This is a genomic window from Bacillus sp. 7884-1, from assembly GCF_002272245.1.
In the GTDB taxonomy this organism is placed as follows: domain Bacteria; phylum Bacillota; class Bacilli; order Bacillales; family Cytobacillaceae; genus Neobacillus.
The window spans coordinates 1-15,123 of sequence record NZ_NPDD01000078.1 but is presented as its reverse complement, the minus strand read 5'-3'; the positions used below and the strand labels follow the sequence as shown (position 1 = coordinate 15,123).

Annotated in this window: 14 protein-coding genes; 3 read left to right on the top strand and 11 right to left on the bottom strand. The window is 36.7% G+C overall.

What is annotated here, in order from left to right; translation table 11 throughout:
- Positions 1 to 10: 10 nt before the first annotated feature.
- From arcC to CHI06_RS30435, 3 genes are all read right to left on the bottom strand, one after another.
- Entirely contained in the window at positions 11 to 988 is a 978-nt protein-coding gene (arcC, locus tag CHI06_RS10350) for a carbamate kinase (RefSeq protein ID WP_095248468.1), read from the bottom strand.
- Positions 985 to 2,157, bottom strand: coding sequence for a tetratricopeptide repeat protein (locus CHI06_RS10345; protein WP_218833093.1), 1,173 nt, complete (start codon positions 2,155 to 2,157; stop codon positions 985 to 987). Before CHI06_RS10345 ends, arcC begins: the two co-directional genes overlap by 4 nt.
- An 89-nt stretch (positions 2,158 to 2,246) precedes the next feature.
- Positions 2,247 to 3,794, bottom strand: a complete 1,548-nt coding sequence (locus CHI06_RS30435) for a xanthine permease (protein WP_095248467.1) — start codon at positions 3,792 to 3,794, stop codon at positions 2,247 to 2,249.
- Positions 3,795 to 4,207: 413 nt separating this feature from the next.
- Between CHI06_RS30435 and CHI06_RS10335 the strand changes: the two genes are divergently transcribed.
- Positions 4,208 to 5,077, top strand: a complete 870-nt coding sequence (locus CHI06_RS10335) for an alpha/beta hydrolase (RefSeq protein WP_095248466.1) — start codon at positions 4,208 to 4,210, stop codon at positions 5,075 to 5,077.
- A 40-nt stretch (positions 5,078 to 5,117) separates the two neighbouring features.
- Here the strand turns inward: CHI06_RS10335 and CHI06_RS10330 are convergent, their stop codons facing one another.
- The 5 genes from CHI06_RS10330 to CHI06_RS10310 form a co-directional block, all read right to left on the bottom strand.
- Complete coding sequence (locus tag CHI06_RS10330; RefSeq protein ID WP_095248465.1) at positions 5,118 to 5,567, bottom strand: nucleoside deaminase; 450 nt, start codon at positions 5,565 to 5,567, stop codon at positions 5,118 to 5,120.
- 20 nt (positions 5,568 to 5,587) lie between these two features.
- Positions 5,588 to 7,132 carry a xanthine permease gene (locus CHI06_RS10325; RefSeq protein WP_095248464.1) on the bottom strand — a complete coding sequence of 515 codons (1,545 nt, stop codon included), beginning with the start codon at positions 7,130 to 7,132 and terminating at the stop codon, positions 5,588 to 5,590.
- 479 nt (positions 7,133 to 7,611) lie between these two features.
- On the bottom strand, positions 7,612 to 9,039 hold the full coding sequence (locus CHI06_RS10320; protein ID WP_179292594.1) for a DUF1116 domain-containing protein: 1,428 nt from the start codon (positions 9,037 to 9,039) through the stop codon (positions 7,612 to 7,614).
- Positions 9,040 to 9,041: 2 nt separating this feature from the next.
- Complete coding sequence (gene fdrA, locus CHI06_RS10315; RefSeq protein ID WP_095248463.1) at positions 9,042 to 10,589, bottom strand: acyl-CoA synthetase FdrA; 1,548 nt, start codon at positions 10,587 to 10,589, stop codon at positions 9,042 to 9,044.
- Positions 10,590 to 10,591: 2 nt separating this feature from the next.
- A complete protein-coding gene (locus CHI06_RS10310) occupies positions 10,592 to 11,470 on the bottom strand; it encodes a DUF2877 domain-containing protein (protein ID WP_095248462.1) in 879 nt (292 codons plus the stop codon).
- A 441-nt stretch (positions 11,471 to 11,911) separates the two neighbouring features.
- Here CHI06_RS10310 and CHI06_RS10305 point away from each other — a divergent pair, with 441 nt between their 5' ends.
- A complete protein-coding gene (locus CHI06_RS10305) occupies positions 11,912 to 13,219 on the top strand; it encodes a cytosine permease (RefSeq protein WP_095248461.1) in 1,308 nt (435 codons plus the stop codon).
- Positions 13,220 to 13,262: 43 nt separating this feature from the next.
- Here the strand turns inward: CHI06_RS10305 and CHI06_RS31060 are convergent, their stop codons facing one another.
- Entirely contained in the window at positions 13,263 to 13,610 is a 348-nt protein-coding gene (locus CHI06_RS31060) for a TIGR04104 family putative zinc finger protein (RefSeq protein WP_373558145.1), read from the bottom strand.
- A gap of 179 nt (positions 13,611 to 13,789) precedes the next feature.
- On the opposite strand from CHI06_RS31060, the gene CHI06_RS10295 reads away from it, so the two are divergent.
- Positions 13,790 to 14,131 (top strand): hypothetical protein, encoded by a 342-nt coding sequence (locus tag CHI06_RS10295; RefSeq protein ID WP_095248459.1) that lies wholly within the window; start codon positions 13,790 to 13,792, stop codon positions 14,129 to 14,131.
- 116 nt (positions 14,132 to 14,247) lie between these two features.
- On the opposite strand, the gene arsC is transcribed toward CHI06_RS10295, so the two are convergent.
- Together arsC and CHI06_RS10285 are read right to left on the bottom strand one after the other, a co-directional pair.
- Positions 14,248 to 14,667 (bottom strand): arsenate reductase (thioredoxin), encoded by a 420-nt coding sequence (gene arsC, locus CHI06_RS10290; protein WP_095248458.1) that lies wholly within the window; start codon positions 14,665 to 14,667, stop codon positions 14,248 to 14,250.
- Between the two features lie 27 nt (positions 14,668 to 14,694).
- Positions 14,695 to 15,123, bottom strand: a 429-nt coding sequence (locus CHI06_RS10285; RefSeq protein ID WP_306453808.1) for an ArsB/NhaD family transporter, incomplete at its 5' end; no start/stop codon positions are given.

The following is a 15,123-nucleotide window of genomic DNA, read 5'->3' as shown; positions in this document are numbered from 1 at the left end:
TTATTATAAATTATTTCATACAAGGAGTTATATTTAGCTGTTTGACAATGTGAGTTCCTTGTTTTTCATTAATCGCATCTTGTAAACTTTCTGGGTTTGTAATAACGACTTTCTTTCCACCATTTTCTAAGAAGCTTAGGCTAGCCTCAATTTTTGGCAGCATACTTCCTGGTGCAAAGTGGTTTTCAAGAACATATTGTTTTGTCTCTTCAACTGTAATTTTTTCTAGGGCCAATTGATTTGGTTTTCCAAAATTAATACATACTCTTGGAACACCAGTTGTAATAATTAAAGTTTCAGCATTAACTTGTTCTGCTAAAAGGCTGGTAGCAAAATCTTTATCTATTACCGCATCGACACCCAAATACTCATTCTCTCTTGTCTTTATAACCGGAATTCCGCCGCCGCCAGCCGCAATCACAACATATCCAGCATCTACCAATGATTTGATGGCTTCTTTTTCAACAATATCAATTGGTTTTGGTGATGGAACCACTCTGCGATAACCACGTCCGGAATCTTCCATAAAAATCCACTCAGGATGTTCCTTTTTCATTTCTTCTGCTTGTTCTAAAGTAAAGAATGAACCAACCGGTTTTGTTGGATTTTCAAAATTCGGATCATTAATGTCAACCTCAACTTGGGTAATGACCGTTGCAACTTTCTTATTTATGCCTCTTTTAGTAAATTCGTTTGTTAATGCTTGTTGAATTTGGTATCCAATACCGCCTTGTGTATCTGCCACACAATTGACGAGCGGCACATCCGGCATACCTGCAATTTCATTTGCAATTTCAGACCTTCTAAGTCCAAAACCAACCTGTGGACCATTTCCGTGCGTCACAACTACGTTGTATCCTTCTTGAACCATATCTGCGATATTCACGGCAGTTTCTTGAACAGCTTCATATTGATCTTGAACAGAGTCACGACCATTGTCCCGTACTAGAGAGTTACCACCAATTGCAACAATTACTAATTTATTCATCTGTTAACCCCCTGTGATTCAAATTGTTTTTTTAATAGTTCAAGTGATTGGTTCTTATGCAATTGATATAGTGGATTTTCTGGGTCGTTAGCAATCGCATTTTCAATAGCCTCTATTGCTGCTTGATGCCTTCTGAGGGATCTCAAGCTGTTTGCCTTATGGAAAGAAAAATCATATCTGTTTGGCTGAAGTGCTAATAGCTTATCCATTTCAGCTACCGCTTCCTCGTGTCTCCCTAATTCTCTTAGGTAATTTGATTTATGGTAACGGTAAAATGTTTCAGTAGGTTCTAATTCACATGCTTTGTCATATTCAGTTAGTGCTTCATCTGGTTTTTTCATTAACCTTAAGCAATTAGCGGTATAGAAATAATAATCAAGATCATTCGGATTAAGGACTAACGCCTTTTTATATTCTTCAAGGGCTTCGTCATAACGCTTGAGTTCTTGCAAAGAATAGCCTTTGTAGAAATAATAATCTAGATTATTTGAATCTGTCTCGATAGCTTGATTCATTACTGAAATTACTTCTTCATACTTATCGTCTAAGTAGAAAGCTTTTGCACGATTTATATAATCATTTTGTTCAACATACTCATTCGTAAGAATCTTTACTACTTTTTGATGCTTTAATTCTTTGGCATGCTGAAGTGATGATTTCCCATCCCTATCTGGCAAATTTACATCTGCATCGGCTTTGACAAGTAATTCAATGATCATCGAGTATAAGCGGCCGCCATTACCCAAAATGACTGACTCTAATAGAGCTGACCAGCCTAAATTGTTGGCATGATTAACAGGGATACCAGCTTCCAAGCATCTTTGAACTGTTTTAAGATAGCCTTTTTCACTGGAAGGTAATAATGCAGTGCCGCCAAATCGGTTTACACTTTTTAAATCTGCTCCATAGCGAAGCATCTCGCTTAAAATTTCATGAAAACCATTTGCACCAGAACAAATAAACGGTGTTAATTGTGTAATATCTCTTGTGTTTACATCACTGCCAGCTTCTAGTAGTGTTTTAACGACTGAAAGTTGATTTTTCTGTGTAGCTGCCATCAAAGCTGTTCGACCATCTGCGTCTTTAAAAGACACGTCAGCCCCGTCATCTAATAATTGCTTTACAGCCTTTAGATCTCCACGTTCACTTGCAAGGATTAGCTCCATCATAAAATTTTCCCCTTTACCATTAATCTAGAATAAATATCACCTTCGATAGCTGTACAATCCTCTATCGAAGGTGAATTTTAACGTTATAATTATGCAATTTTTTCTTCTATTTCAGGTTTTGGCTGTGCTTTACTACGATCCATCACAAATTTGATAACAAATATACCTGCTATCATTAGGTAGCCAAAGAAAAATTCTACAGAAGCACCTTTAGCAAATGCGACTGTTGGAGAGTGGATAAATCCTACGATGGACAATACGGCTGCTACTGCTGCTGCAGCTGCACCACGTAACGGTTTATCGTTGATAGCAAAGATTGCTATACATCCCCATAACAAACTGGCAATCGGAGCACCATTTCCTAAATGAGACAACCCTTCATAATAAACACCTTTACTAGCGAGCTTATCAAGACCAACGGTACCTGCAGCAGTTCCAGCGGCACCAAGTACATTATTAGCAAGTGTTAGCGCCCAGTTTGCGATCCATGGGAATAATGCAATAAAGATAACTGGGACTTCAATTTTCGGAGTTTCACGAACAACCTGATTGGCCGTTACAACTCCGATATAAACTAGGATAGGAGCGATGGCATAAATCGGAATGATTGCTAACAAAAATGCTCCAATACCGAAAAGTGAAAGAATTAACATCGATAAACCCGTTGCTACTGTATAGCCAATACCGGCACCCATTGATTTCCATCCTGGGTGTCCAACATATACTGTTACTGGATAAGGATTTCCAAATGCTGCACCAACACAAGAAGCAAGTCCATTAGTTAACATAACTTGTCTAGTTTGATAATCATCCCCAGCAGTAGAGGCACTTTCAATATTCTCCAAGTCAAACACATAGTTAGAAAGACCTAGTGGTATAGCTGACGCTAAATATGGAAGGGCATGAGGCAATCCTTGCATAAAACCATCAATATTTAAGGATGGAGGATTGAATCCAAAAGATGATAAAGATTGTGAAATTGCACCAGGCTCCATCACACCTAAAGCCCAGGCAATTCCAGTACCTACAGCAAGCAATAAAAATCCTGTTGGAATTTTTGCAAAGACCGGTGATTTACCAAACCAGTTAATGAAAATAATAATTAACACAGCAAAAGCAATCATCGGAGCTTCAAATGCTTGTAACATTGGATTCATGGCTAATAACAGTAGTCCAAGACCAGCTAAACAAGATAATAATACTGTTCTAGGAATGATTCTTCTAATCGTATCACCCAATAATGATCCAACTACTAGGATCATCGCTTCTACGAAACACCATACTAGTGCAATACCAATGGCAAATTCATAATCTTTCGTTTGGGTATAAACTGGCAATATGACTAAAAAAGTTACTGTGAAAATTGACGGTGCACTCGGTCCCGAAGGCAATGCTGTTACATCAGACCTGCCCGTTTTTTTAGCTAGGCGATACGCAAAAAAGCCATAAGCACAACTTGCAATAAATATACCCATTCCAAAAGCTGGGGCAATTTTTCCATAAACCACGGATGATGGAATACCTACAACAAAAATTAATAATGACATCATGGTTAGAAGATTGGTTAAGTTATTGGCGAGTAAGCCGAAGTATGCAGCCAAGTCCCCTTTTTTCCAAAATTTAATTGTTTGATCCATTATGTTTCACCTCTAAATATCAAATAGTTTGTTGGATGTGAAAAAATATTGTTAGTTTTCATTATTTAATACGCCTCTGCTTATTTTGCCTTCTTTTAAAGCGAAACTCTTTCCTTTCTCGGGTAAATTTTTATAATGCTGAAAGAGAAATAATAAGAATGATTAACCGGTTACATCTTAAATTTTATACAGAAACCCTTTCTCGGTCATTGGCTACCAAAACCAAAAAGAAAGGTATTCATTTAGGCAGTTTGTACAATAAACTTTGTACAAAATATGTACTTGATATCAGATTTAAAAAACTTAAAAACAGTGGGGGTATTTGTTAAGTTGCACAATTTTTTAATTGCATTATTTGACTGTTTTTTTTAGTATTAAATGAAACAATCATTAGACAGGACGTGTAAATAAAAGTGAAGAAAACGGTTATTTATAAAGAGGATGTAAATTTCTCAATTAAGGCAGATTTTTATGGGACTTACCAAGAAAATGCTCCTGTTGTCATTTATATTCACGGCGGCGGGTTAATTTGGGGAACAAAAGAAGAAATTAGTGAAGAAATGATCAAACTATACACCGACAATGGATTATCACTATTTTCAATTGACTATAGGCTGGCTCCTGCAACAAAACTGCCTGAAATTCTTAAGGATATCGAAGATGCAATTCATTGGATTCAAGTAGAAGGACCAAAAGAATTTTCAATAGATCCAAAGAAAATTGCAGTTGCAGGAAGTTCCGCAGGTGGTTTCTTAGCTCTTTCAACTGGAACATTTACTCTTAAGCCTCGTGCAATTGTTTCGCTTTACGGATACGGGGATCTTATTGGAGGCTGGGCTGCCAGTCCAAGTAAATTTTATTGTCAAAAGGACACTGTTTCTAAGGAACTCGCTTACAAACTGATTACTGATCGTATCGTAACTGAGGCAACAGTAGAGGAACGGTTTTTATTTTATGTTTATGCGAGACAAAATGGAGTTTGGATTGAAGAAATTACAGGGGTAAATCCTTTAAATAACAAAGAAGCTCTCTATCCATTCTGCCCGAATCGTAACGTTACAAAGGAATTTCCACCAACTTTATTATTACACGGAACTAAGGATACGGATGTACCATACGAACAGTCAGTATTTATGAGAGCTGCCCTCATTAAACAATCGGTTGAAGCAAGACTTATTACGATTCCAAATGGTGAGCATGTATTTGATAAAAACTTCCAAGATCCGATTGTTCAACATGCACTTACACAAGTTATTGATTTTTTAAAAACCCACCTGAATTAAAAAAAGCCCAGCAGATTAAAAATCTAAGCTGGGCTTATTGTTATTTATTAGATTTATGAAAAAACTCAAACAAATCATCACAATCTTCTCTTTGCTCTACTTTAACCATTTTGAGTACACTTTTATCTTCACCGGTTAAATACTTTCGTAAATGCATATCAGAGAAGCCATGTCTATCAGCATCTTCGCTCGTGTTACAGTAATAAACTTCTTTAATACCTGTCCATATAATACCGGATACACACATTGGACAAGGTTCACAAGTTGCGTAGATAACACAATCAGATAAATCCATTGTTCCCAACTTTTTACAAGCCTCACGAATAGCAACCATTTCAGCATGAGCAGATGGGTCAGTATCTCTCATCATTGTATTGCTTACTACAGCGATTATTTCATCACCGCGTACGATTGTTGCACCGAATGGTCCACCAACTTTGTTTGCCATACCAACTAGTGTTGCATCTGCAGCTAATTTCATATAATCCATATCAAAATTCCTCCTCTTTTTTACTCTGTAACAGGACCAATATTATCTTTTTTATTTACATAGAGTTTATACGCTAAGAATGCAGCAATTAGCAGATATCCCCAAACGAAAGGCATAGCAGTTGCTTTTGCAAGTCCGATAGTGCTCGTGTGAATGGCACCAATAAAAGTTAAAGCAGATGCTAGTACTGCAGCAATAATGCCTCCAATAGGCGTGTTGCGGATCGTAAATACAGCTATACAACCCCAAAGAACACTCGAAATTGGTGCACCATTACCTAGAGCAACCAAGCCATCATAGAAAAGTCCAGCATTATGCAGAGCTAGTGAAGAAACTTGATTGTCAGCTGTCCCTACAGACACACCAGCAGCTGAAAGTGCATTATTAACAGCAACAAGCGCCCAGTTCGCAACCCATGGGAAGAAACATACAAAGATTGCTGGAGCTTCAAATTTCGGACTTTCTTTGACAACTTGATGCCCTGTTACAATCGCAATAAACACGAGCATCGGAACGATAGCAGCAATTGGTACAACAGCTAGCAACAGTCCCATAAGACTGAAAACTGATAATAAGAAAATGGCAACAGAGCTAGCAATGGAATAGCCTAAACCTGCTCCAACTTCTTTCCAACCCGCATGTCCTACATATACAGTTACTGGGAATGGATTACCACAAAGTCCGCCAATTAGAGTAGAAAAACCGTTTGCAAGCATAACATCTCGAGTTTTGTATTCATCTCCACTAACAGCAGCAGCTTCTACGTTTTCCAAGTTAAAAATGTAGTTTGCTAACCCTAAAGGAACAGCAGTTAATAAATATGGCAAAGCAGCGTTAAGACTGTCGGCAAAACCATTTAAATGCAACATTGGAGGATTAAAGCCGAATGATTTTAGAGCTTCCGTAACATCAGCAGGATTTTGATATCCAGCTATCCAAGCAATGGCAGTTCCAACTACGATCAATAATAAACCGGTAGGTATTTTCTTTAATATTGGATGTTTACTTAACCAGTTCATGAAGATGATGATTAAGGCAACAAATGCCACTATAGGCATTTCAAAGGATTGCAGCATTGGGTTCATACCCAAGAATACAAATGCCAAACCAGCCAAGGCTGCTAGCAATACCGTTCTTGGGACAATCTTTCTAATTGTTTCACCCAGGAATGCTCCTAAAAATAAGATGGCAGCCTCAATAAATCCCCAAAGTACAGCGACTGTGGTTGTGAAAGCAGCGTCCTGTGTTTGTTGATATAGAGGAAGCATAATCACAAACACGATAAGAAAAATACCAGGTGAACTAGAACCAGATGGTAGTGCGGTAACATCAGTTCTACCTGTTTTCTTAGCCAATTTATAAGCAAAATAAGCAAATATAATGCCAGATATCAAAACTGCTAATCCAAAACCGGGAACAATTTGTTTATAAACAAACTCTTTTGGCATACCAACTACACCGATTAATAATGAAATCATAACCAAAAAGTCTGTCAAAACATTAACGAATAATCCGAAGGAAGCAGCAAAGTCCCCTTTTTTCCAAAATCGAATTGTTTGAGCCATTTCATTTCACCTCTAAATTTGAATTAGTTTGTTAGAAAAATATTGTTTAGTTATCATTATTTATTACGCATATTCAATTTGCCGTCTTTAATAGCAAAAACTCTTTCCTTTCTCAGGTAAATTTTTATAAAGCTGAAAGAGAAATAATATTATAAAATTAATGGTTAACCGGTTACATCTAAAATTTTATATGAAAACGCTTTCTTGGTCATTGGCTACCTAAACCAAAAAGACTGGTATTCATTTAGGCAGGTTATACAATAAACTTTGTACAAAATATGTCCTTCATAACGTATTGGAAAAACCTGTAAACAGTGGGGTTATTTGATATTTTGCACAACACCTTAGTTTTGACTTTTTCCCAATAGCAGGTAATTGTTTTATTCTATATTAGACATTTACTCAACAAAGTTAAAAAAACATTAAAAAGCCCAGCTGATCCAAAAATCCAAGCTGGGCTTTTTAATTTCGATTACCTATTATTGAATGTTTTCACTTAAAGCTAACATTGCTTTTTCAAAGGCTTCTACTGGAGGATAAGTAATTCCTGCACCTATCATTCCGATTCCTGCATCTTTATGAGCAATCGCCGTATTAATGACAGGCATAATACCTGTTTGAACAACCTTACGAACATCAATTCCTGTCGGAAGTCCCATGAAATCAAGTAATGGAATTGTGATGTTAGAATTTTCTGTTGTAGTGATTTCTTTCATTCTAGTCGAAAAACCAATAGCATCCTCTACTGTTCCACCTACTAATGCAACGATTGCTGGAGCTGTTGCCATCGCAAATCCGCCGAAACCATATGTTTCTGTAATTGCGCTATCCCCGATATCAAGTCCAGAATCTTCTGGCTTGTAACCTGCAAACATTGGACCAATAACTTTTTGTGCAGGACCAGTAAACCATGTGTTTCCAGGCATTCCGCTCACACGGATACCGAATTCAACACCATTCCGTGCCATAGTAGTAACGATTGTACTGTTTTCAATGCCGTGCGCTGCATCAAGGGCACATTTCGCCATTGCCATCCAAGTAGGACCAGAGAAATAATCACTGCTCGCAACGAAATCAAATACTTCTTTCTTCTGTTCGATTGTATAATCAGTTTGTAAAATATATGGAGTTAATGCTTGAATTAATAATGTTGTACCCGCAACATTTCGGTTATGACACTCGTCTCCCATATGAAGTGCTTGCGCAAGCATTAAACGCAAGTCAATTCCATTAGGACTTAGTTTCATTGCATCACGTAAAATAGGACCAAAAACATCGCGCATCCAAATTAAACGATCAATAACACTTTGATCATTTGCTCCCATTCGGAGAATTTTTGATAATTGTTCACTTAAATTTGTATAAGCAATATTGCCATATGTTTTGTTTTCAACAATATGCATGAACATTGACGCAGATGTAACCCCCGCCATTGAACCTACACAGTTGTGTTCATGACATGGTGAAAAGGTAATTTCTCCAGATGCCGCTAATTTAGCTGCTTCTTCAACATCTTTAGCTAAACCTTCAAATACGATTGCGCCAGTAACGGCACCTTTCATAGGACCATTCATTTTATCCCAAGTAATTGGAGGTCCTGCATGAAGAATCGTCGTTTTTGTCATACCTGGTACGCAATTAATAGCTTGATCATATCCAATTAACACTGGTTGAGAATTAATAATTCTTTCCACTGCTAATTTGTTAGCTTCTTCAATTTTTTCCAAGATTGCAGGATTTTCAAACTTGTCAAGTGCAGCAATTAATGCTGGGTTTCCTCTGCCAGGCGGTGTCCATTCTAAATGAATGACTTCAGATCCTTGTTGTAATAAATCATCTTTAAATGACTCAATTCCTACGTTAATAACATGTGGTCTACTTTTAAATAAATCGCTAATTCTACTCATGCCTATTCTCCCTTCACAACAAATTCTCTTGCCAATAAGCCAGCATTTTGCATGCTGCTCGCATGTGTTACATCTGCCGCCAATAATTTATTAATTTGCTCTTCATAATTTTGCGGATCTAATTCTGTTCCAAGAACATATCCAATTATCTCTAAATGTCTTCCTTCTTGTTCCGCTTGTTGTTTCGCTTCAATGATTGCTGGAAGGAAAGCTCCAACTGGATCTTCATGTGCTCCATAACCTATTACAAAGTCCATTACGATAGCACCAACAGACGGATCTTTTGCCTCCTGAATAAATCTTTCAAGACGTGTAGATGGATCAATCATTGGGTGTGGCTTTCCTTGTGTGTATTCATCATCACCAAAGTCGATGAATGTGTGCTCTTGGCTTGTATATCGGTCTTTTAAACGATACTCTGGATTTCTTTGAATATTGCTATAGACATTATCAAATTTTTCCATTGCTGCATGCATAGCTTCATCTGCCAGTGTTCCGCCGCTGAAAAGTCCACGAACATATTTCTGTTCAGGAGTTAACTTTGTCCGAACTTCTTCGATAAGTGGTATGTTTAATGCGCGTTTATTTAACTTGCTTTCGTCTGCCCCTGCCAATAGTACTGCTTTAAGTGCAGCTTCTTTGGACATTTTCGCAAAATGTGCTCCAGCTTCAGTAATTTTTTCTTCGTTCCCGCCAACAAACCAAACAATAACTGGTTTTTTACATGTTTTAATTTTCGCTAATACTTTTTCTTCCACACTTGGTGCAGGTGGCTTAGAAATAACGACAATGACTTTTGTCTCTTCATCGTCTTCAAGAGCCTGAATACCATCAAGCATCATGATTCCGCCAACTTCTTCTTTTAAATCTCTACCACCAGTTCCAATCAATTGCGAGATACCGAAGCCAAATTCGTGAATTCGGACGCTTACTTCTTGGCTGCCGGTTCCTGATGCACCTACAATACCGATATTCCCTTTTCTTACCGCATTTGCGAAGCAAAGGGCTGTATTTCCGATAATCGCTGTTCCACAGTCCGGTCCCATCATAAATAAACCTTTTTCATGAGCTAATCTCTTTAATTCAATTTCAGCTTCAATGCTTACATTGTCGCTAAACATCATGACATGTAAATCATTTTCGAGAGCCCTTTTCGCTTCTCTAGCAGCGTAAGCACCATTCACAGCAATAATGGCAAGATTTGCTTCCGGATTACTATCTGCGGCAGAAGAAATAGTAGAATATTTGATGTCATTCTTACCTTTTTTACCTGAATTCTTTTTTGTAAATAAATCATTAATTTTTTCGAAAGCGGTTTCGCATAACTCGTCAGTTGCTGCTTTTACAACAATCATTAAATCACTTGCTCCCGCTGTCTCAACATCAGGTGTCATTAAGCCGACATTTTTTATTACCTCTTTATTCATTTCGGTACCCATTGCAATAATTGCTTGTTCAACTTCTTCAATTTGATTCGCTTTAGTGGAAAGCGACATTAAAGATACTGAATCGAAATATGTGTTTGGCTTAATCAAAGCTTGTACTAACATACTTATCCTCCTGCTCTAATATTGGCTTCCATTCCGAAAACAATGCCTAAAGCTATATCTGTTCCGGATGAAGAACCTATGTTTAATAATTTATTTAAAGAGAGATTTAAGTCTTCATCATTTTCAATTAATAAGGCATTAAGTAATGAAATAATAGACTCTCTCACTTTACCAATTGCTGCTTTTTTCAAAGTCATGTAACTAATGTCATTCGTTAAGGTTTTTGCTTTCTTTAAAACATCTTCACAAAATGATCGGTAAGGATAAAAAGGACTGTTTTTCATATTAAAAATGGTAAATAACCCCGTTAAAAAGTCATCCCCTGAAGGAGTTAACCCCGGCCCAAGACCTAAGAGTGAAACCGCATGTGGCAAGGCAGATGAAATTCGGTCATTTAATAATTCGTTTAAAAGTAAAAGAGTTCTATTCTCAAGCATATTCGAGACTTCTGTTTCAAAAAGATTTAGGGTTATTACGTTTTTTTTCATTCCTCCGCCCACACCGTGGATGTTGATAAAATCCTTCATTTTCATTAAATTTCGTTTGAGGATTTCTACATTACATGGGTATGTTGGCAAAACACTTTCCCATTTACATGCTTTATCTATCGATATAGTAAGCTGATCTCCAATATACAAAAGATTTTCTTCAACCCTTACCCGATCATTTGCTTCAATTTTCATTGGCTTCATATTATCAATATCAACAATTAATGTATTAGGCCCATTATCGAGTCTGTTGCATGCAATGGTATATAAATCACCATTTTCAAAACATTTAATATTAAATGTCCGATTAAATGTACTATGCACAAAACCAGTGAATGTTGAGTTATTAATTACCTTTATAAAATCTGTATCACCAGAGATTGAATTTATCACGAATGACACCCCATAAATCTAGAATCGTGCAGTCAAATACCGTTGAGCAGACCGAACCTTCTTTTATAATTAACTAAAATGCTTACATGTTTATTTTAGATATATTGCATAACACCGTCATCGTGTAACAAATCCAAAAAGCTATGCATTCAATTGTGCAAATCATACAATGGATTGTGATTAAATTATGTCAAAGAAATGAAATACTATCGTTAGCTGGCTTATTCAAAATTTATTCACAAATATTTGTATGAAATGACTAAATTTTTCGATAATTTCCGGTTGGTATATCCAAAGACTTCTATAATTTTCCACTCTAAAATAATCATATAGGATCCTATTGAGAGTGCTTTAAAAAATAAAAGGAAGGTGAAATACAGTACTTTATAAAAATAATGATATTTTGTGCTTAACCAACATCTATTTACTTGGAGGTTATATATGTCTACTAAAAATATCGATCAGAAGGTATTAGATCCGGAATTTGAAACCATTCCTGTACCAACAGAATACAGAAAACCGCTAGCTTCTGTAGCAGCTGTTTGGTTTGGTTTCCCGATGGTTTTGACAAGCGCTGTAATCGGTGGAGTCATCACAGCAATGCTTGGATTCAAAGTAGGGGTAACTGCAATACTAGCAGGAAACTTATTGCTATGCCTTATTGTGGGAGCATTAAGCTATTTGGCAGGAAAAACCGGAGAAAACTTTGCAATGACTGCACAACGGACTTTTGGACGATATGGATACATGGTCGTATCGGGATTACTTTCCACAGTCGTAGTAGGATGGTTTGCTCTTATGGTAGGTCTTACTGGTGACACAATGGCTCGCTCATTCGGTGCCCCAATGCTATTAATGACCTTAATTGGCGGGGTTCTTTATGTTGCTGCAACTTTTATTGGAATAAAAGCATTAACGATTTTAGGATGGATTGCGGCACCTTTTTATCTCATTCTCGGTATTGTTTCAATTATTATCTCGTTTAAAACTGGAAATACAGATATTTTTAATTATGAACCAACAACCAGTGCAGGTATTCTATCCTTTGGAGCAGCAGTCACAATGGTATTTGCAACGTTTGCTGATTCTGGTACGATGACCGCCGACTTTACGCGTTGGTCGAAAAATGGGCGTGAAGGATTGTTAGCTGCAATTACAGCCTTCCCATTTGGAAAGTTCATCGCCGAATTAGTGGGTGCAATTATCGTTGCGACAGGTGTAATCCAAAGCCCTGCCACGAGTGGTGGCGACTTTATGCCAATTTTATCGGGACAAGGTCCTCTTCTCTCCTTCTTGGCTCTCATTTTTGTTTTTATTAATCTGGGTGTTGGATGTACACACTGCTTGTATAATGGTGCCGTCGGTTTCTCACATATGACAGGAAAAAGCATGAGATTTTTAACAATCGTACTAGGGATTGTTGGAATCATCGCAGCATTATCAGGTATCTGGAACGCTTTCCAGAGCTGGCTGGAACTTCTAGGTTTAATTGTACCGCCAATCGCTACAATCATTATAATAGATCAACTTATTCTAAGAAAAAATCAGTCTCTTGGTTCCGAGAGTTGGAAACCACTTCCATTCGTTGCATGGGGTATGGCCGCTTTAGTAGCTTTATTGGTTAACTTCTTTGCACCGCAACTTTCAGTGGTGATATTTGGTATAGGTTCCTCAGCTATCTTCTATTACGTTGGGTCCCTATTAACTAAACCTACAATTTCTCAAAGTGATAAAAAGAATGTTATGTAAAGATAATACTTGCTGGGCGTAGAGAAAAAAGGAAAAAAGGTTATCAATTAACCTTTTTTTCTTTTTTAATTGAATTTCCATTCTTTTTATATTTTGCAAAATAAGGGAAGCTAACTAAAACGGATAAGAAGACAATAATAATTACCGCAATTCTTAAATTGAATGGAAGATTTGCTAGACTAAAAATGAATAACAATACTGCTATTGAAAAAGAAAATAATAACTTGCTCTTTATTGTAATTTGATGCTCCGCTCTACATTTCTTACATACGAGTGGTTTATAATTCCAACGGATAGTCTTTTGTATTTCTTTCCATGTAAATTGACTCTTACAAGTTTCACACCTTTGTATGCCCAATAAAAACACCTCTCTTTTAGGAAATCTTAGCATGAACTTTACCATTATTCCCCAAGAAAAATATACCAATAGAAAATTATGGTTCAGCTCTTAAACTAACAGATTTAAATAATAAAAGAAAAGGTAAAGATATTTTTGTTAAAGGAGAATTGAATAGAAAGAAAAAGCAATACTATTTAGGATAAAGTATTTCCATTAAATGAGGTGTTCTTTTGAAATTTCTTGTAATAGGCGCAATTGTAATTGGTGCAGCTGTTTTTTCCTTATTACCAATTCTATCTGCTTATTTTTTTCAACCCACTTTAAAAGACAGCATCCGATTTAATATATATTTTCTTCCGCTTTCTTTTTTGGGAAACATAGCACTAGCTTGGGGGTTCATTCAAGGGAGTAAAACATTTGGAAATACGGTAATGCTTGGCGGTATTCAAACTGGGGTAAATGCGATTCTGATAACAGTTTTATCAATATTAGTTTTACGTCAGAACATTTCAGTATATTCCATTATTGGCATTTTACTAATTGCTATCGGTGCTATCCTTTTAAATAAATAACATGAAAGACAAGGAATAATAAAAAGTAGACATGTAACATCCATTTCTTCTCTTGCAAAGAATCCTAATTTTTAAGTAGAGCCAAGAGTCTTATCTCTTGGCTCTTAATTTCTTTCTTACTCACCAGTTTCAGCAAAACGTTTAATACGATTTCCGATTTCATCACGAACACGTTGAAAGAATGCCCATTTTTCTTCGTCTGTTCCTTGAGCTTTAGCTGGATCATCAAACCCCCAGTGAACTCGTTTAACTTTTGGTGGTGTGATTGGACACTTATCTGCTGCGTCACCACAAAGTGTTACAACTAAATCAGCATTGTTCAAATACTCAGGATTGATAATATCAGAAGTATTAGTTGAAATATCAATTCCAGCATCTTTCATTGCCTTTACAGCATTTGGGTTCAATCCGTGTGCTTCAATTCCTGCACTTCGTACATCCCACTCATCACCTAAATGTTTTTTTGCCCATCCTTCTGCCATTTGGCTTCGACAAGAGTTACCTGTACATAAGAAATAAAGCTTTTTCTTTGTCATGATGAAATCTCCTTTTGTGATTAAAATTTAAATGATTAACAACCATATATAGAGACCAACCAATGTAATAAACAATGTTGGTATGGTTAAAACCATACCCGTTTTAAAATAGGTTCCCCAAGAAATCTTAACTCCTTTTTGCGATAAAACATGTAACCATAATAAAGTTGCTAGAGAACCGATAGGAGTAATTTTGGGACCTAAATCAGAGCCAATCACATTTGCGTATATAAGTGCTTCTCTAATTACACCACTTGTATTGGTATCTGCAATTGCTAAAGCATCTATCATCACAGTTGGCATATTGTTCATAATGGAAGATAGAATAGCTGCAATAAAACCCATTCCGATTGTTGCTGCAAATAATCCTTGATCTGCTGTTACTTGAATCAGGTCGGCTAAGACATTGGTTAAACCCACGTTTCGTAAACCATAAACCACCACATACATTCCGAT

Coding starts and splice junctions, on each gene's coding strand:
- arcC (WP_095248468.1), bottom strand. CDS start 988: ATGAATAAATTAGTAATTGTTGCAATTGGTGGTAACTCTCTAGTACGG.
- CHI06_RS10345 (WP_218833093.1), bottom strand. CDS start 2,157: ATGATGGAGCTAATCCTTGCAAGTGAACGTGGAGATCTAAAGGCTGTA.
- CHI06_RS30435 (WP_095248467.1), bottom strand. CDS start 3,794: ATGGATCAAACAATTAAATTTTGGAAAAAAGGGGACTTGGCTGCATAC.
- CHI06_RS10330 (WP_095248465.1), bottom strand. CDS start 5,567: ATGGATTATATGAAATTAGCTGCAGATGCAACACTAGTTGGTATGGCA.
- CHI06_RS10325 (WP_095248464.1), bottom strand. CDS start 7,132: ATGGCTCAAACAATTCGATTTTGGAAAAAAGGGGACTTTGCTGCTTCC.
- CHI06_RS10320 (WP_179292594.1), bottom strand. CDS start 9,039: ATGAGTAGAATTAGCGATTTATTTAAAAGTAGACCACATGTTATTAAC.
- fdrA (WP_095248463.1), bottom strand. CDS start 10,589: ATGTTAGTACAAGCTTTGATTAAGCCAAACACATATTTCGATTCAGTA.
- CHI06_RS10305 (WP_095248461.1), top strand. CDS start 11,912: ATGTCTACTAAAAATATCGATCAGAAGGTATTAGATCCGGAATTTGAA.
- CHI06_RS31060 (WP_373558145.1), bottom strand. CDS start 13,610: ATGCTAAGATTTCCTAAAAGAGAGGTGTTTTTATTGGGCATACAAAGG.
- arsC (WP_095248458.1), bottom strand. CDS start 14,667: ATGACAAAGAAAAAGCTTTATTTCTTATGTACAGGTAACTCTTGTCGA.